The sequence below is a fragment of the Nonomuraea turcica genome (genome assembly GCF_030718205.1).
GTDB lineage: Bacteria > Actinomycetota > Actinomycetes > Streptosporangiales > Streptosporangiaceae > Nonomuraea.
On record NZ_JAUZQF010000009.1, the window covers coordinates 172,513 to 191,341 of the forward strand.

The window sequence follows — 18,829 nt, forward strand, 5'->3', positions numbered from 1 at the left end:
GCATACGCGGCAGACGACGAGGGTCTTGCGCCATGGAACCGCATAATTCGCAGACCTCGGCGGTGAGCCGTTGGATCAGCTCCGACCGGCGGCCAGCTCCTGGTCGGTCCAGCGGCGCGTGGACAAGTGGAACGGCCTGTCGCCGGTGATCCGAGCGAGGGCATCAACCGCGTCCGCACCGCTCAACTTTGAAGACCCGGATACCGGGCGCTTGCCGTCTGGAAACCGGTCGGTGTACGCTGTCGGAAACCGATCGGTTTCCGATTGAAGCGCCCATACCAGCATCAAAGACGCGTTCGCCGTCGTGACAGGGGCAGTCGCGGCATCGGGAAGGCACTGATGGGGGCCCCCTACGAGTGTGGAGCCGCCAAGGTCTGCGCGACCGCCCGCGACCCACGGGCCATCGGCGCAGCGTCAGTCGGTGCCGTTGATCGCCAAGCTGATACAGAGATCCGTCTCGAACACGCCGCGCTCATCGCGTACTGATCGCGTGCGTACTTAACTTCTGGAGTAAAAGCCATGTCTTCTCACACCACCTCCACCATCTTCGTCATCGGCGGCACAGGGGCTCAAGGGATGCCCATCGTCCGCGCTCTTGTCGCCGACAAGAAGTACTCGTTCGAGTCCTCACCCGCGATCCCACCTCCCCCCGAGCCCAGGTCCTCCTCGGGCTCGGCAACGTCTCCATCCTCGAAGGGTCAGCTGACCTCCTTGGTTCTGTTTTGAAACTCACATGGTGATGGCCCAACTGAATTTGCATGATGAAACCGATCGGTTTACGGTGGAGGAAACCGATCGGTTTCTCGTTGTGGAGGCAGTCATGACAGCAATCAAGGGCGCCAACGTCTTCGTCACCGGAGGCGGCCGGGGCATCGGCAAGGTGCTGGTCGAGGAGCTCTACGCGCGCGGTGCCGCCAAGGTGTACGCCACGGCCCGTGACCCGCGCACGGTGACGAACCCCGATGCCGTCCCGCTGGCCCTCGAGGTCACCGACCCGGCATCCGTGGTGGCCGCCGCCGAGCAGGCCCAGGACGTCACCATCCTCATCAACAACGCCGGCGCCTCCGTCCGCGCTTCGTACCTCGGCTCCCCGATGGAAGAAGTGCGCCGAGATCTGGAGACCAACTTCTACGGGCCGCTGCTGGCCACCCGGGCTTTCGCGCCGATCATCGAGCGCAACGGCGGGGGCCACATCCTCAACGTCCACTCCGCGCTGTCCTGGCTGGCCGACGGCACGCCCTACAGCGCCTCCAAGGCCGCCCTGTGGTCGCAGACCAATTCCTTGCGCCTGGAGTTGCAGCCGCGCGGCATCGCGGTGACCGGGCTCCACGTGGCCTACGTGGACACCGATATGACGTCGGGTATCGACGCGCCCAAGTCCGACCCCCGCGATGTCGCCGTGGCCGCGCTCGACGGCATCGAGGCAGGGGCACACGAGGTGCTGGCCGACGACACCACCCGCTGGATCAAGTCGCAGCTGTCCGCTGACCTCGAAGCCATGTACGCCCAGCTGAAGAAGTAGCACGCACTCACCGACCTCAAGGAGGTCCTTGTGGAAAGCTCGCTCACCCACCGCTTCGTCGACGTGAACGGGGTCCGGCTGCACATCGCCGAGCAGGGGGAGGGGCCGCTGGTCCTGCTGCTGCACGGCTGGCCGGAGAGCTGGTACTCCTGGCGTCACCAGTTCGGGCCGCTGGCGGCGGCCGGATACCGCGTCGTCGCCCCTGACCAGCGCGGCTACGCCCGCAGCGAGCAGCCGCCGGACGTCACGTCCTACACCCTGCTCCACCTTGTCGGCGACGTGATCGCCTTGATCGAGGAGCTGGGGGAGGAGCAGGCGGTCGTCGTGGGCCACGACTGGGGCGCACCGGTGGCCTGGACCGCGGCGATGCTGCGCCCGGACAAGGTCCGCGCGGTGGCCGGGCTCAGCATTCCGCCGATCCTGCCCGGCGGGATGGTCCCGCCCTCGATCACCCGAACCCAATACGGCGAGGGCTTCTACCAGGTTTACTTCCAAGAGCCGGGAGTCGCTGACGCGGAGTTCGCCAAGGACATCCCGGACTCCTTCCGCCGTCTCCTGGTCGGCGCCTCAGGCGACAATCCGCTCGGCAGGGAGCCCCGCCCGCTGGTCATACCCAACGGTCTGGGCCTGCTGGACATCATGCCGCAGTCGCCCGCTCTGCCGGCCTGGCTGACGGAGGAGGACATCCAGGCCTACGCCGAGGACTTCGCCCTGCACGGCGAGCAGGCCTTCACCGGAGCCTTCAACTGGTACCGCAACATCGAACGCAACAACGAGCTGCTCGCGCCTTTCCGGGGGCGCGGGATCGACGTCCCCGCGCTGTACGTGGTGGGAGACCGTGACATGGTCACCTCGTTGCGTGGCCCGGACGGGGGCAGCTCGCTGAGCGAGCTTTTGCGTGGCCAGGGCGGGCCGGGCAACCCGCTGAGCGCTGTCGCGCCTCACCTGCACGGCCCGGTGGTGCTGCCGGATTGCGGGCATTGGACGCAGCAGGAGCGTCCCGCCGAAGTCAACGCCGCCCTCCTCGACTTCCTCGCCCGCATCGACGGCCCGGCGCCCCGATGACACTACGCGGAACCCGCTGACCCACCCTAACCAGACAGAGGACACATCGATGCCAGAGCGCAATCCCATCCTGATCACCGGTGCCGCCGGCGAGATCGGCGGTGTGAGCAGAACAATGGTCGAGATGCTGCTTGACCAAGGGCACCCGGTGCGCGCGTTCGTGCGGCGGGACGACGAACGCGCGCACGCGCTCCGCCAGGCCGGGGCCGAGGTCTTCGTCGGTGACCTGCTCAACATCGCCGACGTGACCGCCGCGCTGAAGGGCTGCCGACGCATCTACTTCAGCATGAGCCTGTCGCCGTACTACACCGACGCCGTCGCGCTGACGGCCGCGGCGGCGCGGGCCCAGGGCGGCATCGAGGTCTTCGTCAACATCTCCGAGTACGAGCAGTCGTTCATGACGTTCGAGAAGATGACCGCACCGGACGAAGAACGGCGTTCATGGCTCGGCGGGCTCATCGCGGACTGGTCGCCGCAGCAGCGGGCCCACTGGGTCGCCGAGCGGGTGCTGGAGTGGTCCGGCCTCCCGACCGTCAACGTGCGGGCGGCCATGTTCGTCGAAAACCCCCTGATGACCTGGCTGGCGCTGGAGCCGCTGAGCAACGGTGAACTGCGCCTGCCCTTCGGCCACCACCGGCTCGCGCCCATCGCGGGGTACGACGTGGCGGAGGTGTGCGCGAAGATCCTGGCCGACCCGGCGCCGCACATCTCGAAGTCCTACGAGCTCAACGGTCCGGAGCTGAAGGACATGCACGGGTTCGCGGAGGACTTCGGGGCCGTGCTGGGACGCCAGGTCACTTACGTTCCCGTAGAGGTCGAAACCTGGAACGAGACCTACGTGGACAGCGCCCTGGCCGCGTTTCCGCACACTGCGGAGCACCTGAAGACCCTGACCCGGCTGATGGGCGGCGGAGGGTACCGCGGCGTCACCGACCAGCTGGAAACCCTGCTCGGGCGCCCGCCGAAGACCGTGCGGTGGGCGCTGGAGAACCATCCGCGCATCCGGAAACTGGCGACCGCCTGAGCCGCTGAGCGCTCCAGAGCACGAAGATGCCTCCCTCCCAAAGTCTTGTTCCGGTCAGGGCGTGAAGCGGCCGCTGGGCACGACCACGTACTGCCGCAGATACAGGTCGCGGAAGCTCACCGGACCGCGTGGGCCGGGCACCCGGTCGATGTTGATGCCGGTTTCCGGCAGCCGCAGCAGCTTGAAGCCGTCGAGGAGGCGTGTGGTGGAGTTCCAGAAGACCCCGGAGCCGGCATAGGCGTCGATGAACTGCGCGGCGGCGGCCGGGTCCTCGGTCGCGATGGCGGCGGCCAGCCCAGATGTCTCTTCATTGGCGATCCGAGCCGCGTGCAGCGGGCCGTCGGCGGCGTCGACCGTCACGGTGGCCGCACGCTTCGGGTCGAGCGACCACTCATACCCGCGGGGGTGGGTGTGCGGGGGCAGGGAGACGGTGATGCCGAGGCGGTCCAGGACCTGGAGAATGCCGGGGAGCCGCTCGTCGTACACGGATCGGTCGATGAGCAGCAGATTGAGCCGGTTGCACACGCCCAGCCGGTCCAGGCTGTCGGCGATCAGCTGGTGCACGGCCTTGTCGTCGGCGGCCGAGTCCACGTACAGGACCCCGCCGCCGTCGGCATGGGCAAGAGTACGCACGCCGTGTCGGGCGGCCTCGCGGCCGAGGTCGCGGGTGCTGTCTCCGCTGCCGCGCAGGATGACCAGCGGAATGAGCTCGGGCAGGGACACCAGTGCGTACGCCGCCGAGCGGTCTTCGCTGGGAACCAGCTGGATGGCGTCCGGATCGAGGCCGGCTTCGCCGAGGGCTGGTGCGATCACCTGGTCCACGATGGCCCGGGACGAGCGGAGGGCGGCCGAACCGGTGCGGAGCACGCCTGCGTTGCGTGATTTGAGGAACTGGGAGGCGATGTCGAGGGTGACGTTCGGGCGTGCTTCGAAGTTCGCGCCGATGACGCCGACCGGCCTGCGGCGTTCCAGCAGGGTGAGGCCGTCCGAGCGCTCTTCGAGGGCCTTGTCGCGAGGCTCGTGCGCCACGTCCGCCAGCGTGCGCAGCTCTGCGGCCATGCTCTCCAGTCGTGGGCCGGTCAACCGCAGCCGGTCCTGCAGGGCGGGTGACATCCCGGCGGACACGGCTGCGGCGAGGTCTTCTTCGTTGGCGGACGTGAGAGTGTCCCGCGCTGCCCGCAACCGTTCCGCCATGGCGCGCAGCGCGGTGTCGATGGCCGTGTCCGTCGCGTTGTGGAGGGTCGCGCAGCTCTGCTTGGCCCGGATCGCGCAGGCACGCACCGCCTCTTCGGCGGAGGGGGTCTGGCGGTTGTCGTCGCTGGTCAAGGAGCGTCCTTCTGCGGGCCGAGCGTATTGGCAACTTCAAGAGGATTGTAGCATCGTTCAACAATCCTCTGGAATGGCGCCTCCCGAGGCGGGGCCCTGTGGTCACAGCTCGGGCCCCACTGGGGTGATGTCTTAACGTGGCCAGGGTGGCCCATGCGTTCACGGGTATTGGCTCGGGGCGGCCACAACATAGAGGGAGGAATCGCGATGTCGACTCTGGGAATCATCGGAAGCGGAAACATCGGGTCGGCGGTGGCGCGGCTGGCGGTGGCGGCGGACATCGACGTGGTGATCGCCAACTCGCGCGGCCCGCAGAGCCTGGCCGGCCTGGTCGAGGAGCTGGGGCCGCGAGCCGTGGCAGGCACCGTGGAGGAGGCTGCCCGCGCTGGTGAGGCGACCTTGCTCAGCATCCCGCTGAGCGCCTACAGCTCCGTGCCTGCTGAGCTGCTGCGGGGCCGGACCGTGCTGGACACCGGCAACTACTACCCCTCCCGCGACGGCCGCATCGCCGAACTCGACTCCGAAAAGATGACCACGACCGAGCTGGCCCAGCAGCTCTTGCCCGGCGCTCTGCTGGTCAAGGCCTTCAACAACATCCTGGCCCACCACATCCCCCAGCTCGCCCGGCCCGCCGGGGCCCCGGACCGCAGCGCCCTGCCCATCGCCGGCGATGACCCCGGCGCGAAGGCTCGGGCAGCGGAGCTGATCGAGCGGCTCGGCTTCGACACCGTCGATGCCGGAGCCCTGGCCGAGAGCTGGCGCTTCGAGCCCGAGTCCGGCGCCTACACCCAGATCTACCTCGCCGACCCCGACGTGCCGGTCGAGCGCATGCTCCAGGCCCCCGCCGCGCCGCTGCCGGCCGACAAATTGCGCGCCGCGTTGGAGGCCGGCCAGCGAGTAAAGGTCGCTGAGCGCACCTTCTAAAGCTCACACCGAGGCAAACGGCGGAGGTGCCTAGTCTGTCCGGCGGGCGGTCAGGCGTGCCAGCCGGTCACCCCGCCCGGCACCGGCGCCGCCGGGTCGTACGGCTCGCGGGTGAAGATGAACGTGTTGAGGTCGAGATGGTCGGCCGCCACCCGCAGCGTCTCCCCGGCGTAGTAGCCGTCCAGCCCCCGCCAGGTCCCGTCCGGCTGGGGGACGAACCGCGAGGCCCGCCCGGCCCCGCCGACCGGCTCCAGTGACAGGCCCCGCTCGGGCAGCAGCCGCAGCGTGTACGGCTTGGGCCCCCAATGCCACAGCCCCGTCAGCGCGAGCAGCTCCGGGTCGGTCGGCACGGGACGCCATTCGTCGGGCAGCCGCGGCTCGTACTCCTCCAGGATGTCGAGCAGGTCGGTGAGTAGCCGGCCGCTGAGCCCCGAGGTGGTGTTGGCCATGAACAGCACCCCGACCCCTTCGGCCGCGTCCGCCCACACGGTGGCCAGGAACCCGGGCATGGATCCGCTGTGCCCGGCCAGGCGCCGGCCGCCGTCCCTGGACAGTTGCAGGCCGAGCCCGAACCCGCCGGTCCAGGTGTCGCCGTCGTCGACGCCGACCGGTTCGCGCATCTCGGCCAGCGTGTCGCCGCACAGCACGCCGCCGGTGTCGCCGCCCAGGAACGCCGCCCAGCGGGCCAGGTCGTGCGGGGTCGACCACAGCTGCCCTGCCGGGCTCATGGCGTCGGCGTCGTGCTCCGGCTCGGCGAGCACGACGTCGGCCCACGGGTGCACCGCGTAGCCCGTGGCGTGCGGGGCGCGGGGGCGGGCGGTGGTGTCGTTCATGCCGAGCGGGGCGAGCACCTCGCCGTGGACGGCTTGCAGCCAGGTGGTGCCGCGCAGGTGGGCGACGAGCTCGCCGAGCAGGGCGAAGCCGACGTTGGAGTAGTGGAAGCGGCGTCCCGGCCGGTGTTTGAGCTCGCCGGGGCCCAGGCGCTTGAGCAGGTCGGCGGCGGGGATGCCGGGGGTGCGTTCCCACCAGGCGGTGGGGGGTTCGGCGGTCAGCCCGCCGGTGTGCGACAGCAGCTGGGCGATGGTCAGGTGGCCGTGCGGGGCGCCGGGCAGGTGCGCGTCCAGGGGGTCGGTCAGGGCCAGCGCTCCTTCGTCGCGTAGCCGCATGACGACCACGGCGACCATGGATTTGGTGATGGAGCCGAGCCGGTATTGGGTGGCGGCGGTCGGGGGTGCGTCGCCGACGCGCCCCCGGCCGCCGAACCACGCCGTCCGCCCGTCGCGCACGATCGCGGCCGTCAGCGACGGCACCCTGCATTCGGCCTGTTCGACGGCCAGTCTGCGCAGCAGGGCGCGGGCCGTCGCGTGTCCCACCTGACTCATGAGCGACAAGAGTAGCCGCTGGATCGGCGCCTGCCGCTCCGGTCAGATCAGCACCAGCCGCGGCCCGATCAGCTCGCCCTGGTGGGGCTGGGGGTGGGCCTGGTCGTGGTAGTAGTGGCCGGCGTACCAGACGACGACGTTGGCGCCGTTGATGTTCTCGCCGTTGAGCCAGCGGTTGATCGCGGCGCGGTCGCGGGGGCCGGGGTTGCCGTCGTCGAGCTCGCGCGGGTGGTGGCGCAGGAACCACAGGTCGGACACGCCGTAGGCGTCGGCGGTGCCGTCGAACTCGCCCGGATGGATCTGGAAGCCGCGGCCGGACGCCTTGTCGCGTACCTGCCAGTAGCGGGCCCGGGCATCGGCAGGGCGGCGCCGGCGGGAGGTCTCGCGGATGATCGGGACGGGTTCGGGGATGATCGAGCCGGTGTCGTCGATCTGTTCGACGACGTCGTTGCCGGCGCCTTCGATGTCGAAGTCGAGCCGCCAGTAGGCGTGGTGGCGGTGCACCAGGCATGTCATGGGGTTGCGGGTGGCGGCGAATCCGAAGCGCGGGCTGATGTCGCCGTTGTCGCCGAGCCGCCAGTCGCTGGCGTAGCGGTACCAGCCTGCGGCGATCTCACTGACGATGCGCAGTTCCTCGCCGTCGTGGTGGAAGGCGACGCCCTGGAAGTTGCCGGCGTCGGTGCCGGGGCGCTCCAGGATGGTACGGGGGCTGCTGGTGCACAGCCGCCACCCCCACCCGACCGGGTCGGAGCCGGTGGCCGAGAAGCGGGTTTCGAAGGCGACGTCGTCGCGGAAGGTCGTGCCCTCCTCGTATTCGACGTTGAGGATGGGCAGGTGGGCCTGGCGCAGCAGGAGCCGGCCGCGGTAGCGGACCTCGCGCAGCTCGACGCCGCCGCCCAGGCCGGGGTTCTGCGGCGCCGAGGCGCGCGGCCGCACCACCAGCAGGTTCCACAACTCGGTGGCGCCGCGGTGGACGCGCACGCGTACCTGGTCGGGGCCGCCGCGGTCGACCAGGGAGTCGACGCCTTCGGGGACGCTGTTGTCGCAGTCGTGGTGCATGCGCACGTTGACCCCCTCCGGGGTCCAGTCGACCACGCGGTTGACCAGGTCGACGGCGACGATGCGGTGGCGCAGCCCGGTCGGCTCGCCCGGCGTGTACACCCCGAGCGTGGGGCGGCGCACGGTGGTGCCGTCGAGGTTTTCGGCGTCGGCCAGCGGCGGCATGGGCCGGTAGACCACGACGTCGTCGCCGGCGGGGAAGCGGGGGTCGGCGCGCAGGATCGCGGCGGCGGTCACGAGTTCGGCGCGGCTGGGCTGGGGCCGCCAGGCGCTGGGCCGAAGGTCGGCGCGTTCGGGCCGGTCCAGGGTGCCGCGCAGCTCGACGGCGCGGTTGCCGACCGGGTCGAACACGCTCGCCTGGAACGGCGCGTTCTCGCCGGGGTCGTGGCCGAGACCGGGGGCGAAGGCGACGGTGAGCCTGTCCGGTTCGGCCACCTCCAGCGCCGATAACGCCTCGGGATGCTCGGCGATCGCCTGGCGCAGCCGCTGCTCGGTCAGCCCGGCGCGGGGCACGGCTTCGATTGTGACGCGTACGTCGTCCATGGACTCTCCATTGTCGGGCGGGTCACCGGGAAGGGGTGCGGTCGAAGGTGTCGAGGATGAGCGCGGTGGCGTCCAGGTCGCGGGCGGTGACGCCGAGCCTGGGCACCTCGATGGGGCCGGGCCAGGTGTGGCCGCCCCCGTCGACCGTGTACAGGCGCAGTGTGGCCCCGCCGGGGCAGGATTTCCAGCCGCGCAGCCGTACGTGCTCGCTCAGGCCGCTGCTGGTGCGGCCGGCGCAGCTGTGCGCCTTGGCCCAGCCGTCCATGACCTGCTCGACCGGCGCCAGCACCACGAGCTGGGCCAGGGCGCGCAGGTCGCCGGTGGCGTCGCGGAACGGGTGGCCGCCGCGGTAGGGGACGATGCGGTCGGCGGTGCCGTGGAAGGCGATGATCGTCGTGGGGCGGGGCCGGTCGCAGGGGGGCACGATGTTGAGCCCGGCCACGGCGGCGATCCCGGCCAGGCGGCCGTCCAGGGCGCACACCAGGCCCGCGGCCATGCCGGCGCCGTACGACATGCCGGCGGCGAACTCGCGCCGCGAGTCGACGCACAGCCGCTGCTCGAGCCGGTCCAGCAGCGCGGTCATGAATCCGGTGTCGTCGGGGCCGCCGGTGTGGGGCAGCGTCCAGCCCATGCGGCCCTCGGCGGCCTGCGGGGTGGCCACGATGTAGCCGCGCAGCGAGCCTTCGGCGGCCAGCCGGCTGTAGGTGCTCTGCTGGCGGGCCGAGGAGCCGAGGCCGTGCAGGTCGAGCAGGACCGGGTGGGGGCCGGTGCCGTCGGGCACCGACAGCAGGAAGCGGCGCTGCTGCCCGCCGTGGGTGAGGGTGTGGCTGCCGGGCCGCAGCGGCTGGGCGGCCTGGCAGCCGCTGGTGGGAGACGGCGTGGGGGTGGGGACCGCGGCCTGCGCGGGCGGGCGCGGGGCGGGCGGGCCGCCGCAGCGGGTGGCCAGCAGGACCGCCAGCATCACGATGAGCGCGCCTTTGGCCATCGCCGCCTCCCGCCCGCCTGCCGGCCCCTTGAGGGCAGTGTGCTGCACGCCGCGCCCCCGCGCACCCCTTCCCCCGGCCCTGGCCCCGCCTACCTGGCAACCCGGAACCGTAAGTGGGTGACCGCATCGGAGGCGATCACCCGCGTGCGCTCCAGTTCGATGGGGCTCAGGTCCTCCAGCAGTCGGGTGCCGCCGCCCAGCATGACCGGCACCAAGGTGATCTGCAGCTCGTTCACCAGCCCGGCGCGCAGGAACTGCCGCCCGGTCTGCGCGCCCATGACGATCACCTCCTTGTCGCCGGCTGCGTCCTGTGCGGACTCGATGCTGCTGGCGATGCCGTCGGTGATGAAGGTGAAGGTCGCGCTTTTCATGGCCAGCTCGTCACGGGCCTGGTGGGTGAGCACGAAGGTCGGCACCGGGAACGGCGTGTCCTGCCAATGGGGCAGACCGACGTCGAACGTCCGCCGGCCGACGACGACCGCGCCCACCGAGGCCGTGATCGCGGCGATGATCTCCGTGTCGCGCGGATCGGGCCGCTCGGTGAACATCCACTCGTGCAGCCGCATGCCGCCCTCGCCCATCGGATGCTCGGCGCCGACGTGCGGACCGGCGACGAACCCGTCCAAGGACATGCTCTTGTACAGCACCACGGAACCCACGTGACCTCCTGGACATCGTCTTCAGGAGGTGGACTGCCCGCCCTGCCATAACTCATCGGCACACGCTGGACTCGGGCCGGCATCGGGAGGCCGTGAGCGCAGGAGAGCGTCGATCATGGCTCGCCCAGGGTGAGGTGGCCCGTTACCCTGACCGTCATGCGAGCGCACCTCAACCAGATCGTGGTTGACTGCCGGAATCCGCACCAGTTGGTTCGCTTCTGGGCGGCCCTGCTCGGCGGCGACCCCGTGGATCGTGCCCGGGGCTGGTCCCACGTCGAACCGCCCGGCAGCGCGCGGCTGGCGTTCCAGCCCGTGGCAGAAGACAAGGCCGGCAAGAACCGGCTCCATCTGGACATCGTGGTGGACGCGATCGAGCCGGCCATCGCCCACGCCCTGCGGCTGGGCGCCGCCCGGATCGGCGAGACCGTCTGTGACGACCAGGGCTCCTTCCAGGTCATGTCGGACCCCGAAGGCAACGAGTTCTGCTTGGTCACCCCTGCCGGCTGATGCCGTCCGGCCGGCTCACCGCAGGAACAGGCGGTCCTGGCCAAGCGTCGGCCGGCGTGTTCCCCATCCTCGTAGTGCTCTCTCAGGTGACGCGGGTGTCGTAGGTCTCGCGGTTGGCGATCACCTCGTCCATGTGCACCTCGGCCCAGGCCTTGAGGCCGCGCATCATTTCGTACAGTGACAGGCCGAGATCGGTCAGCTCGTAGGAGACCGTGACGGGCACGGTCGGCGTCACTGTGCGGGTCACCAGGCCGTCGCGCTCCAGGGAGCGCAGCGTCTGGGTGAGCATCTTCTGGCTGACGCCGGCCAGCAGGCGCAGCAGCTCCGAGTAGCGCATCGCCCGCGGCTCGCCGGCGCAGTCAGTGCCTGGCTGGTGCGAGCTGCCGAGCGCGGCCAGGATCAGCGTGACCCATTTGTCGGAGATCCGGTCGAGCAGTTTGCGACTGGGGCAGGCCGCCAGGAAGGCGTCGTACTCCACCTTGGCCTGTGCCCTCTGCTGGGCTGCCGTCTTCGTTGCCATCGACCACTCCTCTCACCTGCGGATGCCTTACACACTCCGAAGTGCCTACTTCCGTTTAGGAAGCTACAAACCAATGATGGTGCAAGGCGCTGTCAGGCACTACCCCTGAGCTCAACACGAAAGGCACAGTATGAGCACGCTCTCCGCTTCGCTTCCCGGCGGCACCTGGACCCTGGGCGATCTGACCGTTACCCGGTTCGGCTACGGCGCTATGCAGCTCGCCGGCCCCTGGGTCATGGGCCCGCCTGCCGACCGCGACGGCGCACTCGCCGTTCTCCGCGAGGCCGTCGCCCTCGGCATCACCCACATCGACACCGCCGACGCCTACGGGCCACGCTTCACCAACCAGCTGATCCGCGAAGCGCTGCACCCGTACCCGGACTCGCTGCACATCGTGACCAAGGTCGGCGCGACCCGGGACCAGGAGGGAGGCTGGCCCCCGGCCAGGCGGCCCGAAGACCTGCGCCGGGCCGTCCAGGAGAACCTGGAAAACCTCGGCCTCGAGACGCTGGAGGTGGTCAACCTCCGCCTCGGCGACGCCCAGGGTCCCCAGCCCGGCTCGCTCGCCGAGGCGTTCGACACACTCGTCGAACTCCAGCGGCAGGGCCTGATCCGGCACCTGGGCGTGAGCAACGCGACGGCGGAACAGGTCGCCGAGGCACAGGCGATGGCGCCGATCGTGTGTGTGCAGAACATGTACAACCTCGCCCACCGCCAGGACGACGAGCTGATCGATGAGCTCGCCGAGCAGGGCATCGCCTACGTGCCCTTCTTCCCGCTCGGCGGCTTCAGCCCGCTGCAGTCCTCGGCGCTCACGGCCGTGGCCTCCCGGCTGGACGCGACGCCGATGTCGGTCGCCCTGGCCTGGCTGCTGCAGCGGTCGCCGAACATCTTGCTGATCCCCGGCACCTCGTCGGTGGCGCACCTACGCGAGAACGTTGCGGGCGCGGGACTCTCGCTCTCCGAGGAGGACCTCATCGAGCTGGACAAGATCGGCCGCTGACGGCAGAGCGAAAGTCACGCTCATGGCCGGTGAACATCCTTGAGGGTCGGCGACCCGGCGCGAGCGCTGCCCACTGCGCCGGGCTCAGGCGAGGCGGCTGACCTCGCCGGTGTCGATCGAGTAGTAGGCGCCGATCACCTTGAGCTGCCCCTTGGCCAGACGCGGGGTGAACAGCCTGTCCTTCTTGAGCTGGTTCACCACGTCGATGGTGTGGATGCGGATCATCTTGTCGACGTCGCCGCCCGAGCGTTTGTAGGACGAGCGCAGCGATGAGGCGATGGTGCTCAGCTCTCCCGGCAGCTTCTTGTGGTCGTGCAGCGACTCGGCGGCGGCCGTGACGGCGCCGCAGCGCTGGTGGCCGAGTACGACGACGAGCGGGGTGCCCAGTTCGGCGGGGCCGTACTCCGCCGAGCCCGTGACGAGCGGGTCGATGGTCTGCCCGGCGGTGCGCAGCACGAACAGGTCACCCAATCCGGTGTCGAAGACGAGCTCGGGCGCCACCCGCGAGTCGATGCACGAGAAGACGACCGCGAACGGGTCCTGCTTCTGCGCCACCTCCGCCCGCCGCGCCGCGTCCTGGTGCGGGTGTGTGGAGGTGCCGGCCACCCAGCGGCGGTTGCCTTCACGCAGTCTCGCCCAGGCCGCATCGGGTGTGGCGGGACGCTTGTCCGACGTGGTGGTCCCGCTCGAGGACGGAACGCTCTGAGCATGGACGGCGGTGCCCGCAGCGGCCGTCCCGGCGAACAGGCCTCCCACGACAAGACCGGCGCGCAGCAGCCCTCGCCGGCCGATCGGTTGATCATTTGGCATGGCCTTGAGTATGCGCCGCCCGCGCGTTTACGCGCTAGAAAATGTAACACTCATCACAAGGAACATCGCACACCGTTATGGCCGGCATGATCCGGCCGGTCACGCCGGGGCCGTCCACGACGCACTCCCCCGGCCGGCGAGCGCCCTGGCGGCCGCTTTCGGCAAGCAACCCGTCGTAGGCCGCCGGCGGCGTGGTCCCGCAGCAGTCGTTCGCGTTGCCATCAGGCCGCGAGCGAGGTGTCGGTCTCGTGGAGGAGTTGCTTGGAGTCCGTAGGCCGCTGAGACAGGTCGAGAACGTGCTCCATTCGCACGTGGACATCACTTTGCCGGGTGATGTACTCAACTTCAGGCGGATTGCGGCGACTTCGCGGAGCGCAGCCACCAACGGGTGAGAAACCACACGCGCGGCGGAGACCGTCGCAACCCGCGGCTCATGGGCTTGGCTCACTCACCAATCCCAGTCATGTCTCCAGGGGCCCCACCAGCGCCGACGGCGGCGGCAGCGACGGCGACGCCACCAGCGGCGGCGTCTGCAGCCCCCTCCATCCTCGAAGCCAGGCATTCCGGCCATCATTTCCCCCCGTCGATTGGTACCAGAATCCTCAATGCCGACGTTAACACCCAAAGCATGACAAACTATGATATATTCTTCATTTTCGCCGAGATTTGACGGCGAATTCAATACGTAAAAGCCACTCATGACCGCGCTTACCAGGACATGGGCATCGTGGCCCTCATGCGATCTTGGCGGACGAGCCTTTCGTCACGTCGCGGGAGAGACATCCCGCCGGAGTCTCTGCGTCGAGGCCTGCGCCGGCAGGAGACAAGGTGTTCCGTCGGCGAAATGGCTGGCGTCATCCTGGATCACCGACACAGAAGGGCAACCAGCGCGAACAAAGGCCAGCTCATCAAGAGTGCCTGAACCGCAGGCCTTGGCACTGACGACGCGGCGGTCCAGCGACCGGCCGGCACCGCATTGGAGGGAGCAGAAGACTCAGAACCTCCACCTCATAGGGAATCCGGTGCCGGGACCTTGAGGCTATGGGGGGCTTATGCGCAGTGTGGCACAGCACATAACCTGTGTGCCGTTTGACGTATTGAGGAACGCTTGAGTGCCTTTTGAATGGTCGCGAACGGTCGATGGAGCTTTTCGTCCCATAACGGAGATCCATCGGCAATTTCCACCACAATCAAAGGATAGGCACCATGCGTATCACCAAGCACCTGGCTCGACTGGCGCTGCCGACCCTCGCCGCCGCCGCGCTGGCCGGCGCCCTGGCCACCCCCAGCCACGCCGCCACTCCCACGGCCTACGTCACCAGCATCAACGACCTCTACTACGAGGGCAGCGACTTCGCGAACAAGATCAAGCTGGTCAGCTTAAGCGCCGGGAGGATCGTAACCCTGGAAGACACCACCGGCACGGGGATTGAACCCGGCACGGGGTGCCGCCGGAATGGATCTTCCAATAAGGTCGTCTGCGAGGTCAGTACGCCGATCAAGGTCATCAAGTTGATGACCGGCGGCGGCCCCGACGAGGTTCGGGTGGACACGTCGCTCACCACCCGGATCGAGGGCGGCGAGGGCCGCGACACCTACTTCGGCGCCTCCACCTCCACCGGTACCAACGTCACCTTCAACGGCGGTGACGACGTCGACACGGCCGACTTCGGACTCAGCACCTCCGGTGTGCTGGTCGACATGGACGACCAGGCTGACGACGGCCGCCTGAACAAGGACCACGACAACATCGGCACGACCGTGGAGAACCTGCTCGGCAGCGACTTCGACGACTCGCTGCGAGGCAACTCCAACAAAAACTGGATCGTCGGCCGTGAGGGCGCTGACGCGCTGCGCGGCGGCGACAACGACGACGAGATCTGGGCCACGGAGGCCGCCGGAGCCGACGGCTCCAAGGCCGACAAGCCAGACCTGAGCTGCGGTACCGGCAACGACATCATCCGCGTTGACCTGACCGATCCGCAGGTTTCCGGCGACTGCGAGACCGTCGATCGTCGCTGATCACGCCTGCCTGGTGGAGAACCCTTGCCTCAGTCCTCCGTGACCGAGGTCTCCACCAGTCAGCCACGTGTGGCATCGCTTTCGGCCCCGGCATCCTCACTCCGAGGATGCCGGGGCCCTTCGTCTGCGGCGGGTCACGCCGCGCGATCAGATCGTCGATCCGGTCGGCGAGGCACCGTTCAACGTCGAGGAATGCGGCGGCGAACCGGTCAGGATCGGCGTCGAATATCGCCCTGATCTCGGCCGGCGGTACGCCGGCCGCGGTCGCGCTCCGACCGGGAGTCAGAGAAGGACCCGTGGGTCATACGGCTCGGCCGGTGCGAACTCGTCGCGCCATGCACGCTTGCTCAGCTCCGAGGGGGATGCCCCGGCCTGCCGGGCTTCCAGCAGCTTGTCCGGGTCGATGAAGTGGCCGATGGGCTTGGCGGCGAAGTCGGGGGAGTGGCGCATGTGCTCCATGGAGGTCCAGCTGTCGCCGTAGTTGTCGACGTGGAGCTCGACGCTGTTGCCGTCGGGGTCGGTGTAGTAGAACGCGGTCTGGGCGCCGGCGTCCGTGCACAGCACCGGGCCGATGCCCTGGGCCTTGAGGCGTACGTAGGTGCCGAGCAGATCGTCGAGGGTGGTGTAGGCGAAGGCGAAATGCTGGACGCGGCGGTGCCGGGCCTTGTCCGGATCCTCGCGCAGGCCGGGCACTTTCCGGCAGGCCGCCCGAGAGGAACAGCGAGGTGAAGTGATCGGCGCGCAGCGCCGGCGGGGGACAGGGCCCTGCGATCATCGTGGTCGCCGCCAGGTACGCCATGGCGGCGACGCAAGTCTTGAGTCCGGCGTCACCGGCACCGCTGCGCCGGTGTGCGATGCGTCGGCAGCGCCTTGTGGCGCGTTGACAGCGTTCTTGCCAAACCCTCCAAGCGCCGGAACCCGGCCCGGTCTCCCCGCAGGGCCGCCTCAACGGCCGCCCGCACGCTCCGTTGCTTGCTCCCTGGCCCCACCACTGTCACCCGCCGGGCGGGCGAGCCGGACCATGGCGCGATACAGGGCGGTGGGCGCGGGGGCCTGCTCCAGCCGGGGCAGGTCGGTGCCAGGGGTGGCCCAGGCGCGCAGCATCTGGCCGACCAGGCGGCGCCAGGTGTCGGGTGCGGCGCCTGCAGTGGCGGCGATGACGCCGGCGTTGGCCATCAGCAGGATGACCATGTCCTGGTCGGTGAAGTCCTCCCGCAGGTGGCCGCCGGCCTTGGCGCGGGCGATGAGTTCGAGGAATCCGTTGTAGGCCTCGGTGCGGCGGGCTTCCAGGGCTTTGGCGGCGGGGAAGGTCATGGCCAGTACGTCGGCGAAGCCGCGGTCGGCGGCCTGCATGGCGCAGACGGCCTGGACGTAGCCGGTGAAGCCGTGCCAGGGGTCGGGGTCGGCGAGGGCCTGGGCGGTGGCGGTGGCGTAGGCGTCCATGCGGTCGGCGAAGACGGCGTTGATGAGTTCGTCGGGGGTGGCGAAGCGGCGCGACAGGGTGGCCTTGCCGACGCCTGCTTCGCGGGCAATGCAGGCCATGGAGACGCCGAGGCCGTGGCTGGCGTACAGGCGGCGGGCGGCGGCCAGGATGCGTTCGCGGTTGCGTTCGGCGTCGGCGCGCAGTCCCGGTCCGGGCTGCTCGCCCGAAGGCTCGGGGGAGTCTGCGGAAAGATCCATGCCTTCCACTCTACCCAAGTGGAACAACCTACCCAGTTCTGTTGTTACGCTGGGCAGCACAAATCGGGTAACCCGTTCCACTTTCGAAAGGTGCAGCTCATGCGTGCCGTAACGCTGAACTCCGTCCCCGAGACCCCGGCCGTGGCCGACGTCCCCACCCCGCAGCCAGAGGCCGAGGAGGTGCTGGTGAAAGTGGCCGTCTCCTCGATCAACGGCTTCGACGCCGCCACCGCGGCCGGCTACCTGCAAGGGGCGATGGAGCACCGCTTCCCGCTGGTGGTGGGCAAGGACTTCGCCGGCACCGTTGAGGCGCTCGGCGAAGGCGTCGAGGGCTTCACGGTCGGGCAGGCGGTCTTCGGCGTGGTGATGAAGCCGTTCCTGGGCACCGGGTCGCTGGCCCAGTACGTCACCGTGCCCGCCGGCTACGGCATCGCCCCCATCCCCGACGGCCTGGGCGTTCAGGAGGCGGGTGCGCTGGGCCTGGTCGGCACCGCGGCGCTGGACAGCATCAACGCCGTCGCCCCGGCCGACGGCGAGACCGTGCTGATCTCCGGCGCCACCGGCGGGGTGGGCGCGCTGGCCGTGCAGCTCGCCGCCGCCCGCGGCGCCCGCGTCATCGCCACCGCCCGCCCCGGCGCCGAGGCCGACTTCGTCACCGGCCTCACCGACGCCAAACTCGACCTCGTCGACTACAGCGGCGACGTGCCGGCTCAGGTACGCGCGCTCGCCCCGGAAGGGGTGGACGCCGTGCTGCACCTGGCGGGTGACGGCGTTCAGCTCGCGAGCCTGCTGCGTCCGGGCGGCCGCCTCGCCTCCACCCTCGGGCTGACCGCCGATGCCGTCGAGGGTTCCGGCGTCACCGTCCACACGATCATGGCCGACACCAACCCGCAGACCCTGACCGCCCTGGCCACCCAGGCCGCCTCGGGCGCGCTGCGCGTCCCGGTCACCGCCACTTACCCGCTGGAGCAGGCCCCGCAGGCGTTCGCCGCCTTCGGCGCAGGCGCGCTCGGCAAGCTCGCCATCACCTGCTCCTGACCCTGCCCAACCCCGTCCATCACGATGAAGGAGATCTGATCGTGCCCACCATTGCCATCGTCGGCGCCGGTCCCGGCATGGGCCTGGCCATCGCCCGCACCTTCGGCAGCCGCGGCTTCGACGTCGCTCTGATCGCCCGTACCAAGGACAAGCTGGACAGCCTGGTCGCCCAGCTCGAAGCAGAGGAGGTCACGGCCGCCGCGTTCCCCGCCGACGTGCTGGACCGCCCGTCCCTGTCCGCCGCCCTCGACGCGGCAGCCGACCGCTTCGGCGGCATCGACGTGCTGGAGTACTCCCCGGCGCCGCACTCGCCGGTGCCCGGCCTCACCATGGCCGTACCCAGCGAGGTGACGGTGGACAACCTGCAGCCGCAGATCGAATACAACGTCTACGGCGCGCTGACCGCCGCCCACGCGGTGCTGCCCGCCATGCGCGAGGCCGGCGCCGGCACGCTGCTGTTCACCACCGGCGGCGGCTCGGTGCACCCCGTGCCCATGCTCGGCAACGTCAACGCCGCCGCCGCGGCGCTGCGCAACTGGGTGCTCAACCTGCACAACGAACTGGCCGGCAGCGGCGTGTACGCCGCGCACGTGGCGATCACCGCGTGGATCGGCGAGGGCGGCCCCGAGGGCATCCCGACCGCCACACCCGAGCAGATCGCCCCCCTGTACTGGGACCTGTACGAGCGCCGCGACCAGCCCGAGCTCGTCTTCAACGGCTGAGGTGGCCGGCCGCACCCCCGCCAGGCGGGAGCACCGCG

At 69.8% G+C, this 18,829-nt stretch carries 18 protein-coding genes; 9 read left to right on the plus strand and 9 right to left on the minus strand.

Going from position 1 to position 18,829, the window contains the following annotated elements:
* Window positions 1–820 precede the first annotated feature (820 nt).
* From Q9G87_RS24020 to Q9G87_RS24030, 3 genes are read left to right on the plus strand one after another with little or no spacing between them, the layout of a single operon-like run.
* Entirely contained in the window at window positions 821–1,522 is a 702-nt protein-coding gene (locus Q9G87_RS24020) for an SDR family oxidoreductase (RefSeq protein WP_305918696.1), read from the plus strand.
* 30 nt (window positions 1,523–1,552) lie between these two features.
* Window positions 1,553–2,587: an alpha/beta fold hydrolase gene (locus tag Q9G87_RS24025; RefSeq protein ID WP_305918697.1), complete on the plus strand. Its 1,035-nt coding sequence runs from the start codon at window positions 1,553–1,555 to the stop codon at window positions 2,585–2,587.
* A gap of 49 nt (window positions 2,588–2,636) precedes the next feature.
* Window positions 2,637–3,611 (plus strand): NmrA family NAD(P)-binding protein, encoded by a 975-nt coding sequence (locus Q9G87_RS24030; RefSeq protein ID WP_305918698.1) that lies wholly within the window; start codon window positions 2,637–2,639, stop codon window positions 3,609–3,611.
* Between the two features lie 54 nt (window positions 3,612–3,665).
* Here the strand turns inward: Q9G87_RS24030 and Q9G87_RS24035 are convergent, their stop codons facing one another.
* Entirely contained in the window at window positions 3,666–4,937 is a 1,272-nt protein-coding gene (locus Q9G87_RS24035) for an aldehyde dehydrogenase family protein (protein WP_305918699.1), read from the minus strand.
* 207 nt (window positions 4,938–5,144) lie between these two features.
* On the opposite strand from Q9G87_RS24035, the gene Q9G87_RS24040 reads away from it, so the two are divergent.
* Entirely contained in the window at window positions 5,145–5,861 is a 717-nt protein-coding gene (locus Q9G87_RS24040) for an NADPH-dependent F420 reductase (RefSeq protein ID WP_305918700.1), read from the plus strand.
* Between the two features lie 50 nt (window positions 5,862–5,911).
* On the opposite strand, the gene Q9G87_RS24045 is transcribed toward Q9G87_RS24040, so the two are convergent.
* From Q9G87_RS24045 to Q9G87_RS24060, 4 genes are read right to left on the minus strand one after another with little or no spacing between them, the layout of a single operon-like run.
* Window positions 5,912–7,243: a serine hydrolase domain-containing protein gene (locus tag Q9G87_RS24045; RefSeq protein ID WP_305918701.1), complete on the minus strand. Its 1,332-nt coding sequence runs from the start codon at window positions 7,241–7,243 to the stop codon at window positions 5,912–5,914.
* 42 nt (window positions 7,244–7,285) lie between these two features.
* Entirely contained in the window at window positions 7,286–8,845 is a 1,560-nt protein-coding gene (locus Q9G87_RS24050) for a hypothetical protein (RefSeq protein WP_305918702.1), read from the minus strand.
* 22 nt (window positions 8,846–8,867) lie between these two features.
* Window positions 8,868–9,878, minus strand: a complete 1,011-nt coding sequence (locus Q9G87_RS24055; protein WP_305918703.1) for an alpha/beta hydrolase family esterase — start codon at window positions 9,876–9,878, stop codon at window positions 8,868–8,870.
* A 41-nt stretch (window positions 9,879–9,919) separates the two neighbouring features.
* Window positions 9,920–10,489: a dihydrofolate reductase family protein gene (locus Q9G87_RS24060; protein WP_305918704.1), complete on the minus strand. Its 570-nt coding sequence runs from the start codon at window positions 10,487–10,489 to the stop codon at window positions 9,920–9,922.
* A 156-nt stretch (window positions 10,490–10,645) separates the two neighbouring features.
* On the opposite strand from Q9G87_RS24060, the gene Q9G87_RS24065 reads away from it, so the two are divergent.
* Window positions 10,646–10,996, plus strand: a complete 351-nt coding sequence (locus Q9G87_RS24065; protein ID WP_305918705.1) for a VOC family protein — start codon at window positions 10,646–10,648, stop codon at window positions 10,994–10,996.
* An 82-nt stretch (window positions 10,997–11,078) separates the two neighbouring features.
* Here Q9G87_RS24065 and Q9G87_RS24070 read toward each other — a convergent pair whose 3' ends face one another.
* Window positions 11,079–11,516, minus strand: coding sequence for a winged helix-turn-helix transcriptional regulator (locus Q9G87_RS24070; protein WP_305918706.1), 438 nt, complete (start codon window positions 11,514–11,516; stop codon window positions 11,079–11,081).
* 130 nt (window positions 11,517–11,646) lie between these two features.
* Here Q9G87_RS24070 and Q9G87_RS24075 point away from each other — a divergent pair, with 130 nt between their 5' ends.
* Complete coding sequence (locus tag Q9G87_RS24075) at window positions 11,647–12,519, plus strand: aldo/keto reductase family oxidoreductase (protein WP_305918707.1); 873 nt, start codon at window positions 11,647–11,649, stop codon at window positions 12,517–12,519.
* A gap of 84 nt (window positions 12,520–12,603) precedes the next feature.
* Here the strand turns inward: Q9G87_RS24075 and Q9G87_RS24080 are convergent, their stop codons facing one another.
* A complete protein-coding gene (locus tag Q9G87_RS24080) occupies window positions 12,604–13,329 on the minus strand; it encodes a carbonic anhydrase (protein ID WP_305918708.1) in 726 nt (241 codons plus the stop codon).
* 1,206 nt (window positions 13,330–14,535) lie between these two features.
* Between Q9G87_RS24080 and Q9G87_RS24085 the strand changes: the two genes are divergently transcribed.
* Entirely contained in the window at window positions 14,536–15,351 is an 816-nt protein-coding gene (locus Q9G87_RS24085) for a hypothetical protein (protein WP_305918709.1), read from the plus strand.
* Window positions 15,352–15,633: 282 nt separating this feature from the next.
* On the opposite strand, the gene Q9G87_RS24090 is transcribed toward Q9G87_RS24085, so the two are convergent.
* Window positions 15,634–16,044: a VOC family protein gene (locus Q9G87_RS24090; RefSeq protein WP_305918710.1), complete on the minus strand. Its 411-nt coding sequence runs from the start codon at window positions 16,042–16,044 to the stop codon at window positions 15,634–15,636.
* 252 nt (window positions 16,045–16,296) lie between these two features.
* Entirely contained in the window at window positions 16,297–17,031 is a 735-nt protein-coding gene (locus Q9G87_RS24095; protein ID WP_305918711.1) for a TetR/AcrR family transcriptional regulator, read from the minus strand.
* 99 nt (window positions 17,032–17,130) lie between these two features.
* On the opposite strand from Q9G87_RS24095, the gene Q9G87_RS24100 reads away from it, so the two are divergent.
* Window positions 17,131–18,069, plus strand: coding sequence for an NADP-dependent oxidoreductase (locus tag Q9G87_RS24100; RefSeq protein WP_305918712.1), 939 nt, complete (start codon window positions 17,131–17,133; stop codon window positions 18,067–18,069).
* Window positions 18,070–18,110: 41 nt separating this feature from the next.
* Entirely contained in the window at window positions 18,111–18,791 is a 681-nt protein-coding gene (locus Q9G87_RS24105) for an SDR family NAD(P)-dependent oxidoreductase (protein WP_305918713.1), read from the plus strand.
* Window positions 18,792–18,829: the final 38 nt, after the last annotated feature.

What these genes read in the sequence shown, in the direction of transcription:
- Q9G87_RS24075 (WP_305918707.1), top strand. Translation starts at nt 11,647, where the DNA reads ATGAGCACGCTCTCCGCTTCGCTTCCCGGCGGCACCTGGACCCTGGGC.
- Q9G87_RS24080 (WP_305918708.1), bottom strand. Translation starts at nt 13,329, where the DNA reads ATGCCAAATGATCAACCGATCGGCCGGCGAGGGCTGCTGCGCGCCGGT.
- Q9G87_RS24085 (WP_305918709.1), top strand. Translation starts at nt 14,536, where the DNA reads ATGCGTATCACCAAGCACCTGGCTCGACTGGCGCTGCCGACCCTCGCC.
- Q9G87_RS24070 (WP_305918706.1), bottom strand. Translation starts at nt 11,516, where the DNA reads ATGGCAACGAAGACGGCAGCCCAGCAGAGGGCACAGGCCAAGGTGGAG.
- Q9G87_RS24065 (WP_305918705.1), top strand. Translation starts at nt 10,646, where the DNA reads ATGCGAGCGCACCTCAACCAGATCGTGGTTGACTGCCGGAATCCGCAC.
- Q9G87_RS24030 (WP_305918698.1), top strand. Translation starts at nt 2,637, where the DNA reads ATGCCAGAGCGCAATCCCATCCTGATCACCGGTGCCGCCGGCGAGATC.
- Q9G87_RS24100 (WP_305918712.1), top strand. Translation starts at nt 17,131, where the DNA reads ATGCGTGCCGTAACGCTGAACTCCGTCCCCGAGACCCCGGCCGTGGCC.
- Q9G87_RS24095 (WP_305918711.1), bottom strand. Translation starts at nt 17,031, where the DNA reads ATGGATCTTTCCGCAGACTCCCCCGAGCCTTCGGGCGAGCAGCCCGGA.
- Q9G87_RS24050 (WP_305918702.1), bottom strand. Translation starts at nt 8,845, where the DNA reads ATGGACGACGTACGCGTCACAATCGAAGCCGTGCCCCGCGCCGGGCTG.
- Q9G87_RS24040 (WP_305918700.1), top strand. Translation starts at nt 5,145, where the DNA reads ATGTCGACTCTGGGAATCATCGGAAGCGGAAACATCGGGTCGGCGGTG.
- Q9G87_RS24020 (WP_305918696.1), top strand. Translation starts at nt 821, where the DNA reads ATGACAGCAATCAAGGGCGCCAACGTCTTCGTCACCGGAGGCGGCCGG.
- Q9G87_RS24045 (WP_305918701.1), bottom strand. Translation starts at nt 7,243, where the DNA reads ATGAGTCAGGTGGGACACGCGACGGCCCGCGCCCTGCTGCGCAGACTG.